Below are 20,518 nucleotides of genomic sequence, written 5' to 3'. Positions count from 1 at the left end.
AATTTCAAAAACGATCAATTACTTAATATCCAGGCTTTCTTGCTGTGCCCCATGGCTTTGGGGATTAGTTTGAGTATTATTATTGTCAGAGCCTTCCTTAGCTGGATTTGCCATTACTGTAATTTTACGGCGGAGAGTCACTGGTGTTCCCTGTGTATCAGTATCAATCACAAAGGTTCCATTAGACTTAGCCGTTCCCAAATGATGATCATCAACTAAGATATCTTGGAATTCAGGACGATTGGTAATAACTTCCAACGCACCATGATAATCAGCAGGATATGCTAAGAAATCAACAATTTCGTGCGGATGTTTCTTCAATTTATGCAATACCAGCACACCGCGTCGTGCTCGACTACCAACTTCTAGTTCGTTGGCACGCATTTCTTTAAAGGCTCCCCGCTGGGTCATAATTGCAAGGCGGTCGTCATCAGTCGTCTGGACTAGATTAACCAGTTCATCATCATCTTTCAAATTAATTGCCCGCACTCCAGCAGTCCGCGTACCTTGAGTTGGCACTTCAGCAACGTCAAACCGTAATCCATAGCCGTGTTTACTAATTGCCGTCAGACTAACATTTTTGGCCTGTGGTTCATAGTATTCAGCATTAATCATTCGTGCACTAGCATCCTTAAGCTTCATAACAACACTGGCCCGGCTCTTATATCTAGACCCAGGTTTCAGATCCTGAATAGTAGTCTGCTTGACTTGACCATCACTAGTGGAGAAGATCATTGTTCCTGGTAATTCCAGATTTTCAAAAATCAGTGCTTTGATAATTTCCTCATCGTCCGCTAACCCAATCGACTGTGATATATGCTCACCAGTTTCTTTCCATTTAGCATCCGTCAGTTCATGCACCGGCCGATAAATAACGTGCCCCTGGTTTGTAAACATAAACAAATGGTTAAGCGTCGAAGCCCGTTGAATCAACAGTGGGTAGTCGTCTTCACGGAGCCCATTCTCTTCTAACACTGAAGCCTTAAAGCTCCGTAAACTGGTGCGTTTGATATAGCCAGCGTGAGAAACTAAGACAACAACTTCTTCATCCGGTACCGTCACCTTAGTATCGACCGTCAGTTTTTGGATGTGTTTTTCAATTTGAGTTTTCCGATCAGAGCCAAATTGCTTATCAATGGCCTTAAATTCCTTAACCAGCACTCGATTTAACTCGTTTTGGTCATTTAAGATCTTGTTATATTCTGCAATTGAATCATTCAACCGTTGCTGTTCGTCACGAAGATCAGTCACATCTGTATTCGTTAAACGGTATAGTTGCAAAGCCACAATTGCTTCTGCTTGTGGTTGGGTGAATTGATATTCATTAACTAAATTTTGGGTTGCATCTTTTCGATTCTTACTTGCTCGAATCGTCTTAATAACTTGATCCAGAATGGAAAGCGCTTTAATCAACCCTTCTACAATGTGCAGTCGAGTTTGAGCCTTATGGAGATCAAATTGCGTTCGGCGCGTGATGATTTCTTGCTGGAAGGCAAGATAAGATTTCAGATAGTGTTTTAAACCAACCCGCATTGGCCGTTGGTTATCAATCGCCACCATGTTGAAGTTATAGTTGATTTGCAGATCCGTATTTTTCAGTAAGTAGTTCAAGATTCCATTGGCATCCGCATTCCGTTTCAGTTCGATGGCAATCCGCAAGCCGCTCCGGTCAGTTTCATCACGGGCCTCTGAAATTCCTTCAACTTTTTTATTTAAACGTAAATCATTGATCCGCTTAACCAGCTGAGCTTTATTCACTTCATAAGGAATTTCTGTCACAATGATTTGTTGGCGCCCGCCACGTAATTCTTCAATGGTGGTCTTAGCACGTAAAATAACCCGCCCTCGACCGGTTTCGTATGCTTTACGAATACCACCAACGCCTTGAATAATTCCTCCGGTTGGGAAATCTGGTCCTGGTACGTAAGTCATTAAATCATCTAAAGATGCATCCGGATGTTTGAGTAGGTAAATCAACGCTTGAATCAATTCCCGCAGATTATGTGGTGGAATTTCGGTTGCGTAACCAGCAGAAATCCCGGTCGCCCCATTCACAAAAAGGTTGGGAATTCTAGCGGGGAGGACGGTCGGTTCTTTTTCGGTATCATCGAAGTTTAACGTCATTTCAACAGTATCTTTGTCAATATCCCGAAGCATTAAACCGGCAATCTTACTTAACCGTGCTTCGGTATACCGCATCGCTGCGGCTGGGTCTCCGTCCATTGAACCATTATTACCGTGCATTTCAATTAACGGTTCACGTAATTTCCAGTCCTGACTCAGCCGAACTAACGCTTCATAAATGGAACTATCCCCATGTGGGTGAAAGTTACCCATAACATTACCGACCGACTTAGCGGACTTTCGGAAGCCCTTATCATAAGTGTTGCCATCCTTATTCATCGCGAACAAGATCCGGCGCTGAACTGGTTTTAATCCATCACGAATGTCAGGAAGCGCCCGCTCTTGAATAATGGACTTTGAATAACGGCCAAACCGTTCACCCATTAACTGTTCCAGCGTTAACTCTTCAATTTTGTTATCACTCACTTGGCACAGTCCTTTCTCATTTTACTATTGGTTATTCCATGTTTTAATGTGCGGATCGGGAGTTGCAGTCGCTTGACCCTTATGCTCAACTAATTCATCGGATTCTTTATCATCAGTCATTGTAAACTGGACGTTTTTTTCAATCCATTCACGACGTGGTTCGACCTTATTTCCCATTAACGTTGTAACCCGCTTTTCTGCTAACTGGGCATCATTGATTTGTACCCGAATTAACGTCCGCGTTTCCGGATTCATCGTTGTTTCCCAAAGTTGCTCGGCATTCATTTCACCAAGCCCCTTAAACCGTTGTAGAGAAGCCGTTTTACCCATCTTCTTGGTTAATTTAGTTAATTCTTCATTAGTCCATGCATAGGTGATTTTATTCTTGGCCCCCCGTCCTTGTTGCAATCGGTACAATGGCGGCAATGCAATGTAGACTTTACCAGCCTCAATCATCGGTCGCATATACTTGTAGAAGAATGTCAACAACAAAATTTGAATGTGGGCGCCATCATCATCAGCATCCGTCATAATAATGATTTTATCATAATTAGAGTCTGCCACGTTAAATTCAGAACCAACGCCGGCTCCAACGGTGTAAATAATCGTATTTAATTCTTCATTCTTTAAAACGTCATCTAACTTCGCCTTTTCAGTATTTAATACTTTTCCTCGTAATGGCAGGATGGCTTGGAATTTTCGGTCCCGCCCCTGCTTAGCTGAGCCACCGGCAGAATCCCCTTCGACCAGGAATAATTCGTTCTTTTGGGCATTCTTAGATTGCGCAGGAGTTAATTTACCAGATAGATTTCGTTCTTTGCGACTCCGCTTTTTGCCGTTCCGCGATAAGTCCCGGGCCTTTCTCGCAGCTTCACGCGCTTGACGTGCTTTAACTGCCTTGCGAATAAGCATTTGAGCAAAGTCACCATTCTCGAGAAGTGCATAATTCAATTGTTCACTAACAATGTTATCAACAATTTTTCGTGCTTCTGGTGTCCCCAGTTTATCTTTAGTTTGTCCTTCAAATTGCAAAATTCGTTCTGGGATTCGAACCGAAACGACAGCCGTCAATCCTTCACGAACGTCGCTCCCCTCTAAATTCTTATCACGGTCTTTGAGAAGATTTGTCTTTCGTGCATAATCATTAAAGCTCTTGGTCCAAGCGCTGCGAAAACCAGCCTCATGGGTCCCACCATCTGGTGTTCGCACATTATTTACAAAGGAGAGGACATTTTCGGAGTAGCCATCATTGTACTGAGCAGCAACATCGACTTCCACACCATCTTGCTTACCAGTAAAGGTCAATATTTTGCCTAACGTATCCTTGTCTTCATTCAAATATTCGACAAAGTCCTTAATTCCATTTTCATACTGGAACGTCTGACTTTGTTCTTGTCCTGGTCGTTGATCAGTTAAGGTGATCCTCAACCCCTTTAGCAAAAAGGCTGACTCCCGTAAACGTCGTGCTAAAGTATTGTAATCATAGACCGTCGTGGAAAAAATGGCAGGATCAGGTTTAAAAGAAACGGTGGTCCCGCTGGAATCCTTAGTTTTACCTAGTTTCTTCAGAGTACCAACTGGCTGACCGCCATCTTTAAATTTTTCTTGATAGCGCACATGATCACGAACAATCGTTAGCGTTAAGTTAGTTGATAAGGCGTTGACTACCGATGCCCCAACACCGTGCAATCCACCGGAAGTTTTGTAACCATCGGCTTGACCAAACTTCCCACCAGCATGTAAGACCGTCATAATTACTTCCGGCGTCGGTTTCCCACTAGCGTGCATCCCAACGGGCATTCCCCGACCGTGATCTTGAACAGTGATTGAATTATCAGCACCAATGGTTACGTTAATCTCATCACCATACCCGGATAGTGCTTCATCCACGGAATTATCAACAATTTCATATACGAGGTGGTGAAGTCCATAGGTATCCGTTGACCCGATATACATCCCAGGCCGTTTTCTAACGGCTTCTAACCCCTTTAAAATTTTGATCGAGGATGAATCATATTGATATTCTTTTTTTGCCACTGTTGGGCCTCCTCACTTTTGAAAAATGTAACATTACTAGTCTACTCGAATTAATTCATCGGTGCAAACGATAATTTATGGTAGCCACTGATTGGTAAACCATGCTATGATAACAAAGTTAATGCATAAAGGAGTTTTGAAATGACTACCATTATAATGATCATAATTGCCTATTTATTAGGCTCCATTCCATCGGGATTATGGATTGGCCGCTATTTTTATCACCAGGACATCCGCAAAGAAGGCAGCGGCAATATTGGAACCACCAATACATTTCGCGTACTCGGTCCAAAAGCCGGAGTGGTTGTGTTATTAATGGATATTTTAAAAGGAACGTTGGCAGCCAGCCAACCATATCTGTTCCATTCTCCAGTTAACCCGCTACTGATTGGATTGGTAGCTTCGGTTGGCCACACATGTTCGATTTTTGATCATTTTCATGGTGGTAAAGCTGTAGCAACCAGTGCAGGGATTCTCTTAGCATATAACCCCATCCTCTTTTTAATTGCCTGTGTCCTTTTCGTAAGCATTATTCTGTTAACTAGCATGGTCAGCTGTGCAAGTATTATCACAGTAACGACTATTTTTATCATCGCTTTGGTAATTCATGACCATATTCTAGCAATAATTGCTGGAATCATTACTGTTTTAATTATTTGGCGGCATCGTAGTAACATCCAACGAATTCTGCATGGCAACGAGTCAATGGTTCACTTTGGACTTGGAAATTATCTGCGTCACCGTCATCAGTAGCTAAAAAGGCCGCCTCAAAAGGCGGTCTTTTTTTATGTGATTAGAATGGTTGAATTGCAAAATGATATTGTCGTTGCTGACCAGGTTGTAAACGATCCATCAGCTGTTTATGGGTTAGTTGGTCATCACTGTTAATTCCATCCGCAATTCCCCACCACGATTCAATGCAAAGTAAATTAGCTTTTGCCGGGAACGGCGACCAAATACCAATCAATTTATTATTATCCGTAATAACGTGTACACCATGCTGACCATCAGCATCACCGATTGTTACCGTCACTGGTTGTTCTTTTGCATCCAAAATTAAGGCATCCTGGTTAAACAAGTCATGACGTAATTGAAGCGGTGAACGAAAATCGATTGTTTGTGGATGTTCTAATTCGTTCAATGGACCTGGTGCTATTAGTTTAATTTGAGAATAGACTTTAGCTGGATTAACTGTTACTCTCATCTCCTCAAACCGCTCTTGATCAGTTAATGGAACGTTAAATCCCGGATGAGCACCAATGGCATAAATTAGCTGCTGATCATCGCTCGGGTTTGTAACTTGATAGGTTACTGATAGTTTGCCATTTGTAACTTGGTAAGTTACTGCTAATTTGAACGCAAATGGGTATGCTGCTCGAGTACGATTGTTATCCTTTAAAGTAAACGTGACTTGGTCCGCACGCTGGTTTAAAACTTCAAACATTTCATCTCGTGCAAAACCATGTTGAGTTTGATGATAAGTAATACTGCGATACTCATACTGGTCATCCTTTAAGCGACCCACAAACGGAAACAGAATGGGAGCTTGCCGTTTCCATGAATTGGGATCGCCCTGCCATAAATATTCTTGCCCGGCATGAACTAAGCTGTGAAGCTGAGCGCCTAGTGGATCGATTTTAACTGTTAAATTGGTATCTCGAATTGTAATCATGATTGATCTTCCTTTGTCATTTTGGCACGCGGAAACAGTTTCATATAGGTTTTCTGTAGATTTTCCCTTGTAACGTGCGTATAAATTTGGGTAGTTGAAAGACTAGAGTGCCCCAATAATTCTTGTACTGAACGAATATCAGCACCATTATTCAACATCGCTGTAGCGAAACTATGCCGTAGCATGTGTGGATGGATATGGACATTGAGTGAGCTTTTTTTAACCACCTGGTTCAGAACGTATTCAATCCCCTCGCTGGTGATGGGTTTACCATAATGATTGATAAAAACCCGGTGATGTTCTTCATGATACTTGTCCATTAACGGCTCTCGACATTCATGAAGGTACCTTTCTAAGGTCACTTTAGCATAGTGACCAAAGGGAACATAACGCTCTTTGTCTCCCTTTCCATGAACCAGAATCATTTGAACATCCCAATTAATCTGTTCTAGTGAGAGATTAGCACATTCGCTAACCCGCATTCCCGTGGCGTAAAGAAGTTCAATGATAGCTCGGTTCCGAAAGTCAAGTGGTTGACCGTTTCCATCAGCTGCTTTAAACAGTGCGTTCATTTCTGGTTCATAAAAATAACGCGGTAGCGAACGAGAATGATGTTTCATTCTGACTTCATCGAATAGATTAGTAACCACTAAACCATTCGTTAATAGAAAGTTATAAAAGGTTCTAAGACTCGCTAATTCACGATTAATTGTCGTCCATTGACGACGGAGATCATTTAAGTGGGTTAAATACGCCTGAATATCTTGACGATTAATCTTTAGCCATCCCTGCCAATGCTTTTTAGCGGTCAAAAACTTTCGAAACATCCGGAGGTCATTTTCATATCCCAGAACCGTGGTTGCAGCTAATTGGCGTTCGCCAGTTAGATAAATAGCAAAAACGTTTGCTAAATCAAATGGGTTTTTAACCACCACTTGACTGTCCTGAAGTAGCAGCCCTAGTTGATCTAGCGAAAAAACTTGTTGTTCCAATTGTGGATTGGGAGTGCGTTGTTGATTAAGCACGCTTAAATAAGCCGCATAATCATTAGCCGTGACTTTTGACCACCCTGGGAAGCCGCCCGCAGTCAGTAAGAAGTCTTCAAATTCTTGGCCGCTATGAAGAAGCTTCTCTAATGGCATGGATAAATGGTTAAGTTGGTACTGTTGATCTAATTTATTTTTTAAACTCTGATCCATCAACTCACCGTTCCTTAACTATTTCTGTACTTCTTCTTCGTAGTCACCATTCGGACAAATAACCTGCTTGCCACCCTTAACTTTCTTTTCAACTAAGAAGTGACCATCCTTTGGACAATTCCGTCCCACTGGCTTATCCCATGAAACAAAGTCACAATCTGGGTACCGAGAACAACCATAGAAAGTGCGGTTTCGTTTGGACTTTCGTTCGACCACGGTCCCTTGACCACATTTAGGACAAGTAATACCAGTGTCCTTGACAATTGCCTTAGTATTTCGACACTCTGGGAAACGTGAACAAGCAATAAACTTCCCATAGTGACCCATTCGAATGACCATTGGAGCACCACAGATATCACAATTAATATCCGCCAGTTCATCCTTCATCGGGATTTTTTCAACTTTTTCTTCTGCAGTCGTAACTTCTTTTGCAAATGGCCGATAGAAGTCATCAACGACCTTAACCCATTCCTTTTTACCTTCTTCAATCTTGTCTAAATCGCCTTCCACATCCGCTGTAAACTTAACATTAACGATTTCTGGGAAGTTTTTTTCAATCAGATCATTGACAATTTCGCCTAGTTCCGTTGGTTCAAAGTGACGTGAAACCAACCGGACATAGTAACGACGTTGGATAGTATCAAGGGTTGGTGCATAAGTTGATGGTCGGCCAACACCATTTTCTTCCAGCGTTTTGACTAAGGCCGCTTCGGTAAATCTTGCTGGTGGTTGCGTAAAATGCTGAGCTGGATCATCATTGACCATTTTAACTTGGTCGCCAACTTCAAGATTTGGTAGTAAGTTATCCTTTTCGGTCCCCCGCTTGTAGACCTTGGTAAAGCCCTTAAACTTAACTTTCGACCCATTAGCACGGAAGTTAACATTATTTTGGGAGATCGTAACGGTCATCGTATCGATAACTTCTGCAGTCATTTGACTAGCCACAAACCGACACCAAATTAAGTTATAAAGTTTATATTGATCAGGAGTCAGATACTTCTTCATCTTAGCTGGTGTTCGGAAAACAGAAGTTGGACGAATCGCTTCGTGAGCATCCTGAGCGCCTTCAGGGAGCTTCCCTTTGATTGGCTTAGTAGCTGCGTATTCGGCACCATATTCTTCATGGATAAACTGTGAGGCTTCGTGCTTAGCGATTCCCGCAATTCGTGTTGAATCCGTCCGCATATAAGTAATTAGACCAACGGCTGCTCCTTCACCAATGTTAATCCCTTCATATAACTGCTGGGCCGCCATCATTGTTTTACGAGTTCGGAACTTCAACCGCCGGTTAGCATCTTGTTGCATCGTCGAAGTCGTAAATGGTGGTTGTGGTTGGCGTCGTCGTTCCTTACGTTCCACATTATCAATGTTAAACATCTTTTGGCGATCTAGCTTGCGCAAGACAGCTTGAACGGCATCATTATTGCTTAAAGCCATCTTCTTACCATTTTCGCCATAAAATGATGCTTTAAACTGTTCACGCCCCTTAGCAAATTCGGCATCAATTGTCCAGTATTCCTCAGGCTTGAAGTTACGAATTTCCTTTTCTCGTTGAATAATCAAATTCAATGCGACTGACTGAACTCGTCCAGCACTCAAGCCTTTTTTCACCTTTTTCCACAAAATCGGGCTGATAGAATACCCAACTAACCGGTCTAAAACCCGCCGTGCTTGTTGGGCATCGACCAGATCCATATTAATTGCCCGTGGTTCTTTAAAGGCTTCTTTAACAGCGTCCTTCGTGATTTCATTGAATGTGACCCGATTTTTGGCAGTATCATCCATTTTTAACAAATTGGAGACGTGCCAAGCAATGGCTTCCCCTTCACGATCGGGGTCAGAAGCCAAGTAAACCGCCTTCGCATTCCGCGCATCACGCCGAAGTTCCTTAATTACGTCACCCTTACCACGAATCGAAATGTAGTCAGGTTGGTAATTATTATCAATTTCGACTCCCATCCGACTCTTAGGCAGATCACGAACGTGGCCAAGACTAGCAACGACCTTGTAAGTCCGCCCAAGATACTTTCCAATTGTTTTCGCTTTTGATGGTGATTCAACGATCACTAATTTCTTTTTATTACGATTTGCAACGCGCTTGCGGCGTTTAGTAGTTGTTTTTTTAGTTTGTGTTGTTTTAGTTGCCAAAATAGTGGCTCCTATCTTTGATAATTTTAATTCAACATTCATTATTAAGGCATAACCGCCTGGCTGTCAAATTAAAAATTATTAAATGAAGAAAAAATTCAATTATTTTGTAATTTGTAGAACCGGTTACCAAGTTCTTCCAGAATATCATTTGCATTTAAAATTGGTCGTGCTCCACTCGCAATTAATTCATTGCAGCCAAGTGATTGTTCACTATTAATTGGCCCAGGAACTGCTAAAACATTCCGATTTTCTTTTAAAGCTAAGTTAGCCGTGATCAAACTGCCACTCCGTTTTCGTGCTTCCACTATTAAACAAGCATCCGCTAATCCTGCAATAATGCGGTTCCGCTCGACAAAGTGGTGGGGCAGCGATGGTGTATCTAATGGATATTCAGAGATCAATAATCCATGCCGCTTAATCTGTCGTTGCAGTCGATCGTGTTCCGGTGGATAGACCCGATTTAAACCATTCCCCACCACCGCAATGGTTTGGCCGCCATGCTGAAGGGTAATTTCATGGCTTAAGCCATCGACACCACGTGCTAAACCACTCACAACCGTAATATGACGTTGAATAACGGGCGGCAGTAACTGCTGCAGACTTTGTTGAGCATAACTGGTCATTTGCCGTGCTCCTACCACCGCTAAACATGAAGATTTTAACAAATGACAATTCCCCATAAAGTACAAAACTAGTGGCGGACAATAAATCCGCTTCAGTAATTCTGGATAAAGCGCATCAACTATTGTAATTAACGGCATTTGACGATTACGTTGATAAGCTGTTTCGGTCTCCTGCGATGACCAGGCACTTAAAAAGCGGTCTCGGACCTTACCGTTAATATTCGCAATCCTTGTGAGGGTCATCATATCATCAAATTCGTAGCGTTCAGCAGCAATTTCCCAGAGGCGATATTTAGAGATAATTCCTAAACCTCGACAAACGTTCAGTTTAATTAAAAATTCTTTCGGTTGCATGTAAAAAACTCCTTTCACTACTTAAAGACGAAAAGGAGTTTAATTTGTATTTTTTTAATTTAATTTTTTGATAAAAATCGGGGAACGGGAGCAAAAGTTCGTCGGTGAATCGGGGTTACACCATGCTTTTCCAAACCAGCTAGATGCTGCTTTGTACCATAACCCATATTGTTTTCAAAGTCATAACCCGGATACAAACGAGCATAGTCTGCCATCAAATGGTCCCGATATTCCTTAGCAACAATACTAGCAGCAGCCACACTAATACTTTTTTGATCACCTTTAATTAAGGTTGTCTGCGGAATTGATAAAGATAATGGGACAGCATCAACAATTAAATGGCTCGGTTGATGGTGTAATTTGTGAACCGCTCTAATCATTGCATCCTGCGTAGCACGATAGATATTTAATTGATCAATTACTGCTGGTGAATTAACCGCAATACTTACTTCTACTGCCTCATCAACAATCCGCAAATATAAGCGTTCCCGTTCACGCCGTGATAACATTTTGGAATCTGTAACTTCAACTAAGTCAAAGCGATTATCTAAAATTACTGCACAGGTCACCACGGGACCGGCCAAGGGACCACGACCGACTTCATCCATCCCGACCACATATCGATTGCCAGCCTGCCACAATGCCCGCTCGTACTTAAATCGTTTTTCAAAGGCTGATTGAGCTGCTTGCCGCTTTGCAATCCGCTTTTTCAATTGCTGAAGTGCCGTCTGGACTCCCTTCCGTGAATCTTCTCGTAAATTTTGAACAAGTGGGTCGCTAAAACTAGTAACAGCTTTTAACTGTTCTTTGACCTGCTGGACACTTAATCGATCAGTCATTTTCGTGCTCCGTTTCCAGATCCGCTGGCGTTTCTAAAGAAATTTTACCCAACTTTCCTTTTCGTAATTCAAAGATTAGCCGTTCACTAGCCCGATCATAGTCATCTCGAAAACCCATTTTTTGCGTAATTGTTAATAACAGGTCTGGATCACTCACTGTTTCATCGACATCCGCTTTAGATAATCGGTAGCGCGACATAAGCTCTGCCAAACGATATTTTCGTAAATAATGTAAGGCAAATAATGCGACATCATCCTTAGCAAAGAGGCTGTCCTTGATTGCTCCCGTTAAGGCTAATAAGGTTCCTTGCCGTTCCGTTGCAAACTTAGGCCACAATACCCCGGGGGTATCCAACAACTCCAGCTGAGCGGATGAACGCAGCCATTGCTGCCCTGTCGTCACGCCAGGACGATTTCCAGTGGCAGCAACATTTTTCTTAACCAGGTGGTTTAGGAGGGTGGATTTTCCAACATTTGGTACCCCTACACACATTGCTCGAATTGCGCGCTTTTTCATTCCCTTTGCCTGCTCAGCCGCCAGTTTATCTGCCAAAATGGACTGTGCCTTTTGGGTTACCACTTTAGCAACGTTTCGCCCACGCGAATCTAAAGCCAGCACTGGTTGATTATGCTGTGCAAAGAAATCTAGCCATTCTTGCGTGACTTGCGGGTCTGCTAAATCGGTCTTGGTTAGAATTAATAACCGGGGTTTATCTCCAGCCGCTCGTGCAACTTCGGGATTTTGACTTGAATATGGGATACGTGCGTCAACTAATTCAAAAACAATATCTACAAGCGACATTTGTTCACGAATTTGACGCAGTGCTTTGGCCATATGACCTGGAAACCATTGAATTGTTGCCATAATTATCTCCTACTCCATTTTATTCAAATATAATTGCCAAGCATCATCAAAGATGGTCATTGATGGCAAATAATTAGCATTTTCTTCTAAATATTTTGAAATCTCAGCAAAATTTTGGGACTGCTTTGGGAAGGTTGAATCCAAAAAAGCGTTGTTAGCAAATTGTTCCACAGATGTTGGCGAATCCGGTTGACGAAGAGTCATCAGGAAATGATAAAAACTAGTACGATACATTTTAAAAGCCTCCGTTCTTCGGAATTGAGATTAAGAACCTAAATTGACCATTTTTAATATCAATTTGTTCAGCAGAATAGTGAAGAGCGTGGTTCTTGCTATATTTATTCAGATCCAGCAAAATAGTTTGCTTCTTTTGGTTTACATAAACCCAATTTGGGAGCTTATATTGCTTCTTAATGTATCCCATCACGTACTTAATTGGCAGATTTAACCGACCAACTGATAATCCTTTTGCCCGCAGTAAAACATTCCCATTAGTTTGCCGCTCTGGAATAAAATTAATTGCAAACTGAACCTTGGAACCCAGAAATTTAGTAGTTCCAATTACTGTCGCATATTCCTTACCAACAATAAAGCGATACTTAATGTTATTGCCCTTTAGTAACCGATCAAGGTAGTTACTAGAAAGCGCATTTACTTGCTTGCGATTTAAGGTTACTTCAAAGGAATTGGCCGTCTTAGCTGGCGCACTAACCTCAGTGGGAACAGTAACTGGTGCAGTCACACGACTGTAAATAAAACCACCAGTAAGCACTAATATAATTACAATTCCCCAGAAGGCCCACTTCCAATAATTGCGTTTTTGACCTAATTTCTTCATAACTATCCTTCCTATCGTTTCTGATATTCAAAACCGTCATGTTTAACCATCGTTTTAAACAGTCGTTGTGTCATTTGACGATACCCTAAATGGTTTGGATGAAAGTTATCATCCGTTGAAATGTATTTATTGAGGTTCTGATCACGTTTGTTCATAATTGACACCAATTGCTTTTGGGATGTCTGTCCGCTATTAGCTTGCTCAGAAGACTTTATCAACTGTTGTCGTTGACGCTTTGTTTTGTACTGTCCATATGACATTAGATGATTAATATCTACAAAGTAGGCCGGTCCATATCCTTGAAGGGTCGATTTAGTAATATGGTTCCATTTACTGATAGAATTATTAATACTATCCACCTGCGGAAAATATGTGTAAACCGGATTATAAATACTCATCACAAAAATTGGCGCAGTCTTGTTCTGCTTACGCACTGTACTAAACAACCGCTGTAGCTTTTTTTGATAGGTGTTACCAGCGTTGTTAATATCCCGATTAAGTGACTTTGTCGAATTGGTGGTGAGATTTTTTTGCAACGATTGCATAAGGTCATTGCCGCCAACCGTCATCACAATTACATCTGCTTGATGCAAATGTTGACGAATGGTCGCTTGCTGGTTGATACGGTCTAAAATTTGGTCAGAACGATCCCCACTTACCCCATAGTTGACAGTTGTAACTTGATTATGAAATTTTTTCTGTAATCGTGACTTAATGATTCCTACATAACCGCCATTTTTATCTTCATCTCCCTGACCATACGTCAGTGAATCACCAATTGCAACCAGATGAACGTTCTTTTTAATTACCCGTGTCGCTCGAGTTCCAGAACTGGATTGATGTTGATGGTAATATGATCGCCAACCAAACCAGCCCCCAACCAATAAGCAAACAATGACTAAACTGGTAATAATGACATTTCGTTTTGCCTTTCCCAAGTTGTAACCTCCCATCCTTAATCATCAACTAGGTATAAAGAAAGGCCCAAAGTTCGGTACGACCGAGCTACAGGCCTCGTTGATACACATTCAATCGAGATTTAGTTAGCTACCTTTTAAGCTAGTAGCCCTCCCCAATCTATTCAGTGTAATAATGTAGACTATTAGCCCCAATTCCAGTATGTGTGGCGATAATTGGAACAGTTTCACGCACTACAATGTTAATATCAGGGAAATGTTCTTTCAAGCGTTCTAATAACCAATTAACTTCCTTGGTTGCTTGCACATCAGAAATTCCAATTGCTTTAACTTTGGGTCCTTCAACCATCTGTTGTAAAATGCGTTCCCACGTCTTATGTAAGTATTTGGTTCCACGACCTTTACTGTCAATCGTGATTTCACCATTTTTAATTTCTAACATTACTTTAATATTTAATAACTTAGAAAGCGTTCCAGAAAACCGGTTCACCCGTCCACCAGCAACTAAATTATCTAATTTATCAATTGCTAAAAATAGCTTGGATTTAGCAAAAACATCGCGCATTTTAGCTACAGCTTCGTCCATCGTGCCCCCACGCCCGATTACTTTAGCAGCTTCGATAATTTGAAAAGCCATGCAACGGTCCGTCGTATGACAATCAACTACAGTAACGGCCGTTTTAGTCATTTTGGCAGCCTGTTCTGCAGCATGAACCGTCCCACTGATGGATTCCATCATGCATACACAAAGAACTTCGCTCCCATCCGCTCCCAATTGATCAAAAGCTTCAACAAATTTGCCGATTGGTGGTTGAGAAGTCTTTGGCAAACTTTGGGCATTCTTCATCAGTTCCGGAAACTGATCATTAGTAATGGTTTCGCCTTCTGTATAGACAGTTCCATCAATCATTACCGTTAATGGCACAATCGTAATATCATACTTTTTAATTTCTTCTTCAGTTAGCCCCGCCGAAGAATCACAAACAATTTTGATTTTTGACATGGTTTTGCCACACTTTCTAAATAATTTGCTATAATATATCTAGTTATTAAAACTAGATGTTGCCATATTAATACTATTTGGTTGCTTGTTCAAGTAATAATCACATGAACTACACTTGCTACGTACTTAATTAGTATACCAAAAGTTCCATGACAATGCATAACTTCGTAATTTTTGCTTAAAGGAGTCCGATGATTAATGAAAAAAGAACATACAATCCACAGTGATTTAACGATTGAGATCATGAATGCCATTTCACATGGTATCGGCACTCTTCTATCAATTGCCGGATTGGTCCTCTTAATTATTATGGCGGTTCACCGTGGTGGTGCTTTACGAATCGTTACCTTTACCATTATGGGAAGCGTAATGGTATTGTTTTATTTAAGCTCAACCCTGTTCCACAGCCTGATCTACACAAAAGCTAAAGCTGTTTTTCAACGACTTGACCACTGCTTTATCTACGTGCTAATTGCTGCTAGCTATACCCCATTTTGTCTTGTGGCAATTAAAGGCTGGCTTGGCTGGACACTCTTTGGCATCGAGTGGGGAATGGCCGTTTTAGGAATCATCTATAAAAGCATTTGGCTTAAACACAAAAGTAATTGGTCCACGTTAATTTATGTCGTCATGGGATGGCTGTGTGTCATTGCTTTCTGGCCACTTTGGCACCATTTAGGAACGGTTGGCTTCTCACTTCTTGTGGCTGGTGGTCTTACTTACACCATCGGAGCCATTATTTATAGTTTTCCCCGGAAAACAGCTCATTTAGTATGGCATTTCTTTGTGTTAGCTGGTTCCGCGTTCATTTACTTTGCCGTTCTATTTTTTGTCTAACACCCATTCTTCAAAATAGCAACTAAGCACACCAGTCTTGGAGTTATAGACTGGTGTCTTTTTAGTTAGTTGCCACTGCTGATAATCAATTGGAATCATTTTGACATCACCATGGTGGTTGCCCATAACGACTGTTCGATGAAGGCAATTCACATGAGTAACCATTTGGGTAAATAATCTTGCCCCTCCAATAATACAAACTTCTTCCTGATCAGCATACCGTTCAAAAATCAAGTTCATTAAGTCTTCAATATTTGTAACCGTAATCACTTGATCTGCGGCGACTGGATGATGAGAAACAACAATATTGGGGCGATTTGGTAATGGCCGCCCAATCGACGCAAAAGTCCGTGCTCCCATCACAATAGGGTGATGATCAGTAACCGTTTTAAAGTGTTTAAGATCAGCGGGCAAGTGCCATGGTAACTGACCATTTTTGCCAATCCAGCCAGCTTCATCTTCTGCCCAGACAAATGAAATTTTCATATTTAACCTCGCTAAACTGCTACCGGTGCCTTAATTGCCGGTTCATGCTGATAGCCATCTAACTTAATATCATCAACCGTGTACTCATCCAAACTCTTGGTCCCGTTTGGAAAGACCAGTTTTGGTGCGGAATGGACCTGACGCATCAGTTGTTCTTTAACCTGTTTAATATGATTGTTATAAATGTGCGCATCCCCTAATGTATGCACAAAGTCGCCCACTTCCAACTGACACTCGCGAGCAATCAAATGAGTTAGTAAAGCATAACTGGCAATATTAAATGGTACTCCTAAGAAAATATCTGCTGATCGTTGGTAAAGCTGACAGCTTAATCTCCCATCGTTAACGTAAAATTGAAACATTGTATGGCAAGGTGGTAACGCCATTGATGGCACATCCTCTGGGTTCCAAGCGGACACAATTAATCGTCGAGAATTAGGATTCTTTTTAATTTCATTGATTACATTCTGAATCTGGTCAATCGTATCGCCACGTGAAGTACGCCAGCTGCGCCATTGACTCCCATAAACTAACCCTAAATCACCATATTTCTTAGCAAACTCATCATCATTCAATATCCGTTGACAAAACTGCTTTTTTTCTGCTAAGTACTGTTCTTTAAATTCTGGATCAGATAACCAGCGATGCCCAAAATCCGTCATATCCGGTCCATGATATTCATCACTAGTGACCCACTTTTTAAAGGCCCATTCATCCCAGATATGGTTATTGTGTTGTAATAGGAAACGAATATTAGTGTCCCCACGTAAAAACCACAATAATTCACTCTTAATTAAACCAAACGCCACTTTTTTGGTCGTCAAAATCGGGAATCCTTTTTGCAAATCAAAACGCATTTGATAGCCGAAGATTGAATGTGTTCCAGTCCCCGTGCGATCCCCCTTTAAATGGCCATTCTCTAGCACGTAACGCGCTAAATCTAAGTATTGTTGTTCATTCTCGTTAATTACCATGCTATCTCTCCTTACTCAACGTAGTTACTCAAGTATTCCCAACGAGCCGTTTTATCATCTATCTGCTTCTGAACAGCATTAAGTTCTTTTTGCAACTTGGCTAGTTTTTCGTAATTATTGTCACTATCATTCATTTGTTTTTCGATCGATTGCTGCTGTTGATCCAAATCATCTAATTCGCCATCAATCCGATCCCACTCTAGTTTTTCCGCGTAGGTTAACTTGGTTTTCTTTTTAGGTTCATTTGTTACTGGTTTTGCAGAGGACGCTTTGGAAGGTGATTTTTTCGGTGTCGGCTTTTGAGTTGCCGTTCCTTGTTGTGCTAGGTAGTCGGTAAAACGTCCCGTATAGTCTTGAATAACACCATTTCCTTTAAAAATTAATAATTGGTCAGCGACCCGATCAAGGAAATAACGGTCGTGGGAGACAGTAATCACCGTGCCTGCAAATTCATCTAAATAATTCTCTAAGACCGTTAAAGTTGAAATGTCCAAGTCATTCGTAGGTTCATCTAGAAGCAAGACGTTGGGCTGCTGCATTAAAATCTTTAAAAGATACAGGCGACGTTGTTCACCACCAGATAATTTTCGAATCAAAGTACCATGCATAAACCGTGGAAAGAGAAATTCTTCCAATAGGTTGGTAACACTAATTCGTTCACCATTGGCGTTTTGCACAGACTCAGCAACTTCAGATAAATAGTTAATTACTCGCTTATCCTTATCGATTGGCTCTGTTTGTTGAGTGTAGTACCCTAATTTAACGGTCTCACCAATTTTAATTACACCACTGTCTAATGATTGTTGACCAGCAATAAAGTTTAACAACGTTGATTTACCAGCTCCATTTGCTCCAGAGATTCCGATTCGGGCTCCAGGTTGGACAAGCCAATTGAAGTCTTTAAGAATCGTTCGCTTATCAAATTGTAGGTTCGCATGCTCAACTTTAATGACATCCTTACCCAGTCTCTGGGAACCAAGACTAATCTGCACATCCTGATCCTCTTGTAGTTTACCGATCGAATCTTTTAACTGATTGAAACGGTTAATCCGTCCTTTTTGTTTAGTGCTCCGTGCCTTTGCCCCATGACGCATCCAAGCTAACTCTTTTTTATATAAGGACTGTCGTTTACGCTCCCCTTCGGCAGCCAATTCTACCCGTTCTGCTTTCTGCTGTACAAAAGCTTGATAATTACCATCATAATGATAGAGTTTGCCAAATGATAATTCCCAAATGTGGTTGGTAACTTGATCTAAAAAGTAACGATCGTGAGTGACAACTAAAACTGCTCCCTTATAAGTTGCTAGGAAATCTTGCAACCAAATAATTGACGGAATATCTAACTGGTTCGTAGGTTCATCCAGCATCAAAAGGTCTGGATGTTGGATTAATATTTGTGCCAAACCAACCCGTTTTTGCTGACCACCAGATAGCTCCTTAATGGGTTGACTTAATTCGGTAATTTTTAACTGAGTCAAAATCGTTTTAACTTGACTTTCGGCTTCCCAAAGATCCTCTTGATCCATCTTTCCCTGCATTTTAGTGAATCGATCTACCAATTGCGGGTTATCCGGGTGTTGACTGTAATTATTCAGCGCTTCTTCGTATTGACGAATGGTATCGAAAATGCGCTGATTCCCAGCAAAAATGGCATCCATCACCGTTTTATCGGGATCTAATGCTGGTTTTTGGCGTAAATAACCAATAGTATAGTTATGGGGTTTAGTAATTTCACCAGCATCGGCGCTCGTCAATCCGGCGAGCACATTTAGCAAACTGGTCTTACCGCTACCGTTAGTCCCAATCAGACCAATTCGGTCACCTTCATTAATCATTAGTGAAACGTGGTCAAATAACGTTTTTTCACCGTAAGTGCTTGTTAAATCATCTGCCCGTAATGTCTGCATTCGTTAATTACCCTTTCTCAATTAAATTTTTGGCTTCCTGGAGAAGTGCTGGTCCTTCATTAGCGACTTTTCCTTCAACAACTAAAACTAATAATTGATTGATTACATTACCCAATAGCGGTCCCGGTTGGATTGAAGTATGACGAATCAATGCGCCACCATCAATTGCTAAATCATGTCGATCATGAATTGGTAGTTGATCATTCATTGCTAATAAGTCAGGATGCTGTAATTGTTCAAATTCAGCAACCCGACTAGCCGTCAAGATTGCTTTACGACCTGCATTAAAAAGTATCATCGGCTTGATTTGATCTTCTTGAATTGCCAACAAAACTGTCATCGCATGACGGACATGACTAATCATCGCGTTTGATAATTTCCAATCTTTCATAAAATTACCGATTGCCGTTTGACCAGTAATCTGTAGTGAATATAGTAATGCTAACCACGCTTCAGCTTCATTCGTAATTGACGACCAATCTTGGTGCTGACTCAATTTAACCAACTCCTGATAATGGGGCTGTAAACGAGGACAATAACGATACAAATCGGTCGTCAAAAAATAGTCTAACCCTCGTTTGGGATTGGTTCCCAGCAACAGCTTGGAAAATTCTACTTCAATTCTTTCTACCGCAATTTTGGTTAACAGTTCACCATGATCTTCAATTCCCCGTTGCGTTGCTGGGTCGATCACAAAATCCAGTTTAGCCGCAAACCGGACTGCCCGCATCATTCGCAAGGCATCTTCATGAAAACGCTCCTCAGGATCACCAACGGCCCGAATTAAATGCCTCTGAAGGTCGCCGAGACCGTCAAAAAGGTCAATAATTGTGCCATCCTCCTTCATTGCTAAGGCGTTAATTGTAAAATCACGCCGTTTCAAGTCATCTTTTAAAGACCGAACAAACGTTACCTGATCAGGACGGCGGTAGTCCTGATAGCCACTTTCGGTCCGAAACGTGGTGGTCTCATAACCAGTTCCGTGATCCAAAATCATCACTGTTCCATGCTGAATCCCCGTATCAACTGTCTTTTTAAAAATTGCTTTAATCTCACTGGGATAGGCAGATGTGGCAATGTCAATATCATGAATCGCATCACCAAGGATAGTATCACGCACACTACCGCCCACAAAGTATGCTTCAAAGCCAGCCTGCTCAATTTTTTGCAAAACTGGCCGGGCGGGCTCAAATAATGATGGTAACTTTTTAATCTGCATATTATCACTCTTCATTTTAGAATTACTGCACTAATTTTAACAAATTT

At 41.3% G+C, this 20,518-nt stretch carries 18 protein-coding genes; 2 read left to right on the top strand and 16 right to left on the bottom strand.

Going from position 1 to position 20,518, the window contains the following annotated elements; all coding sequences use genetic code 11:
- Positions 1–18: 18 nt before the first annotated feature.
- Both parC and parE read right to left on the bottom strand, forming a co-directional pair.
- On the bottom strand, positions 19–2,550 hold the full coding sequence (gene parC, locus AC1EKL_RS00450) for a DNA topoisomerase IV subunit A (protein ID WP_480189001.1): 2,532 nt from the start codon (positions 2,548–2,550) through the stop codon (positions 19–21).
- Between the two features lie 24 nt (positions 2,551–2,574).
- Positions 2,575–4,587, bottom strand: a complete 2,013-nt coding sequence (gene parE / locus AC1EKL_RS00445; RefSeq protein ID WP_480189000.1) for a DNA topoisomerase IV subunit B — start codon at positions 4,585–4,587, stop codon at positions 2,575–2,577.
- 141 nt (positions 4,588–4,728) lie between these two features.
- On the opposite strand from parE, the gene plsY reads away from it, so the two are divergent.
- Entirely contained in the window at positions 4,729–5,340 is a 612-nt protein-coding gene (gene plsY, locus AC1EKL_RS00440; RefSeq protein ID WP_480188999.1) for a glycerol-3-phosphate 1-O-acyltransferase PlsY, read from the top strand.
- Positions 5,341–5,380: 40 nt separating this feature from the next.
- Here plsY and AC1EKL_RS00435 read toward each other — a convergent pair whose 3' ends face one another.
- From AC1EKL_RS00435 to AC1EKL_RS00390, 10 genes are all read right to left on the bottom strand, one after another.
- Positions 5,381–6,259: an aldose 1-epimerase family protein gene (locus tag AC1EKL_RS00435; RefSeq protein WP_480188998.1), complete on the bottom strand. Its 879-nt coding sequence runs from the start codon at positions 6,257–6,259 to the stop codon at positions 5,381–5,383.
- On the bottom strand, positions 6,256–7,194 hold the full coding sequence (gene xerC / locus AC1EKL_RS00430) for a tyrosine recombinase XerC (RefSeq protein WP_480189101.1): 939 nt from the start codon (positions 7,192–7,194) through the stop codon (positions 6,256–6,258). The genes AC1EKL_RS00435 and xerC overlap by 4 nt, the downstream gene beginning before the upstream one ends.
- Positions 7,195–7,476: 282 nt before the next feature.
- On the bottom strand, positions 7,477–9,606 hold the full coding sequence (gene topA, locus AC1EKL_RS00425; protein WP_480188997.1) for a type I DNA topoisomerase: 2,130 nt from the start codon (positions 9,604–9,606) through the stop codon (positions 7,477–7,479).
- A gap of 98 nt (positions 9,607–9,704) precedes the next feature.
- A complete protein-coding gene (gene dprA, locus AC1EKL_RS00420) occupies positions 9,705–10,586 on the bottom strand; it encodes a DNA-processing protein DprA (RefSeq protein WP_480188996.1) in 882 nt (293 codons plus the stop codon).
- Positions 10,587–10,645: 59 nt separating this feature from the next.
- The gene (locus AC1EKL_RS00415) at positions 10,646–11,425 is read right to left on the bottom strand and encodes a ribonuclease HII (protein ID WP_480188995.1); all 780 of its coding nucleotides are present in this window, start codon (positions 11,423–11,425) and stop codon (positions 10,646–10,648) included.
- Positions 11,418–12,290 carry a ribosome biogenesis GTPase YlqF gene (ylqF, locus tag AC1EKL_RS00410; RefSeq protein ID WP_480188994.1) on the bottom strand — a complete coding sequence of 291 codons (873 nt, stop codon included), beginning with the start codon at positions 12,288–12,290 and terminating at the stop codon, positions 11,418–11,420. The genes AC1EKL_RS00415 and ylqF overlap by 8 nt, the downstream gene beginning before the upstream one ends.
- Before the next feature lie 9 nt (positions 12,291–12,299).
- Positions 12,300–12,524, bottom strand: coding sequence for a YozE family protein (locus tag AC1EKL_RS00405; RefSeq protein ID WP_480188993.1), 225 nt, complete (start codon positions 12,522–12,524; stop codon positions 12,300–12,302).
- 1 nt (position 12,525) lies between these two features.
- Positions 12,526–13,128, bottom strand: coding sequence for a YpmS family protein (locus AC1EKL_RS00400; RefSeq protein ID WP_480188992.1), 603 nt, complete (start codon positions 13,126–13,128; stop codon positions 12,526–12,528).
- An 11-nt stretch (positions 13,129–13,139) separates the two neighbouring features.
- Positions 13,140–14,081, bottom strand: coding sequence for an SGNH/GDSL hydrolase family protein (locus AC1EKL_RS00395; protein ID WP_480188991.1), 942 nt, complete (start codon positions 14,079–14,081; stop codon positions 13,140–13,142).
- Between the two features lie 124 nt (positions 14,082–14,205).
- Positions 14,206–15,048 carry a DegV family protein gene (locus tag AC1EKL_RS00390; RefSeq protein ID WP_480188990.1) on the bottom strand — a complete coding sequence of 281 codons (843 nt, stop codon included), beginning with the start codon at positions 15,046–15,048 and terminating at the stop codon, positions 14,206–14,208.
- A gap of 198 nt (positions 15,049–15,246) precedes the next feature.
- Here AC1EKL_RS00390 and trhA point away from each other — a divergent pair, with 198 nt between their 5' ends.
- Complete coding sequence (gene trhA / locus AC1EKL_RS00385; RefSeq protein ID WP_480188989.1) at positions 15,247–15,885, top strand: PAQR family membrane homeostasis protein TrhA; 639 nt, start codon at positions 15,247–15,249, stop codon at positions 15,883–15,885.
- Here trhA and AC1EKL_RS00380 read toward each other — a convergent pair.
- From AC1EKL_RS00380 to AC1EKL_RS00365, 4 genes are read right to left on the bottom strand one after another with little or no spacing between them, the layout of a single operon-like run.
- Positions 15,871–16,371, bottom strand: a complete 501-nt coding sequence (locus AC1EKL_RS00380; protein WP_480188988.1) for a dihydrofolate reductase — start codon at positions 16,369–16,371, stop codon at positions 15,871–15,873. The two genes, trhA and AC1EKL_RS00380, sit on opposite strands and share 15 nt — an antisense overlap.
- 11 nt (positions 16,372–16,382) lie before the next feature.
- Positions 16,383–17,345 carry a thymidylate synthase gene (locus AC1EKL_RS00375; protein WP_480189779.1) on the bottom strand — a complete coding sequence of 321 codons (963 nt, stop codon included), beginning with the start codon at positions 17,343–17,345 and terminating at the stop codon, positions 16,383–16,385.
- A gap of 11 nt (positions 17,346–17,356) precedes the next feature.
- Complete coding sequence (locus tag AC1EKL_RS00370; RefSeq protein ID WP_480188986.1) at positions 17,357–19,252, bottom strand: ABC-F family ATP-binding cassette domain-containing protein; 1,896 nt, start codon at positions 19,250–19,252, stop codon at positions 17,357–17,359.
- 7 nt (positions 19,253–19,259) lie between these two features.
- Entirely contained in the window at positions 19,260–20,471 is a 1,212-nt protein-coding gene (locus AC1EKL_RS00365; protein WP_480188985.1) for a CCA tRNA nucleotidyltransferase, read from the bottom strand.
- Positions 20,472–20,518 lie beyond the last annotated feature (47 nt).

This window comes from Limosilactobacillus sp. C0001E2 (assembly GCF_056590915.1).
Note: the sequence above shows the minus strand (reverse complement) of the source record. Positions and strands in the feature narration are given on the sequence as shown.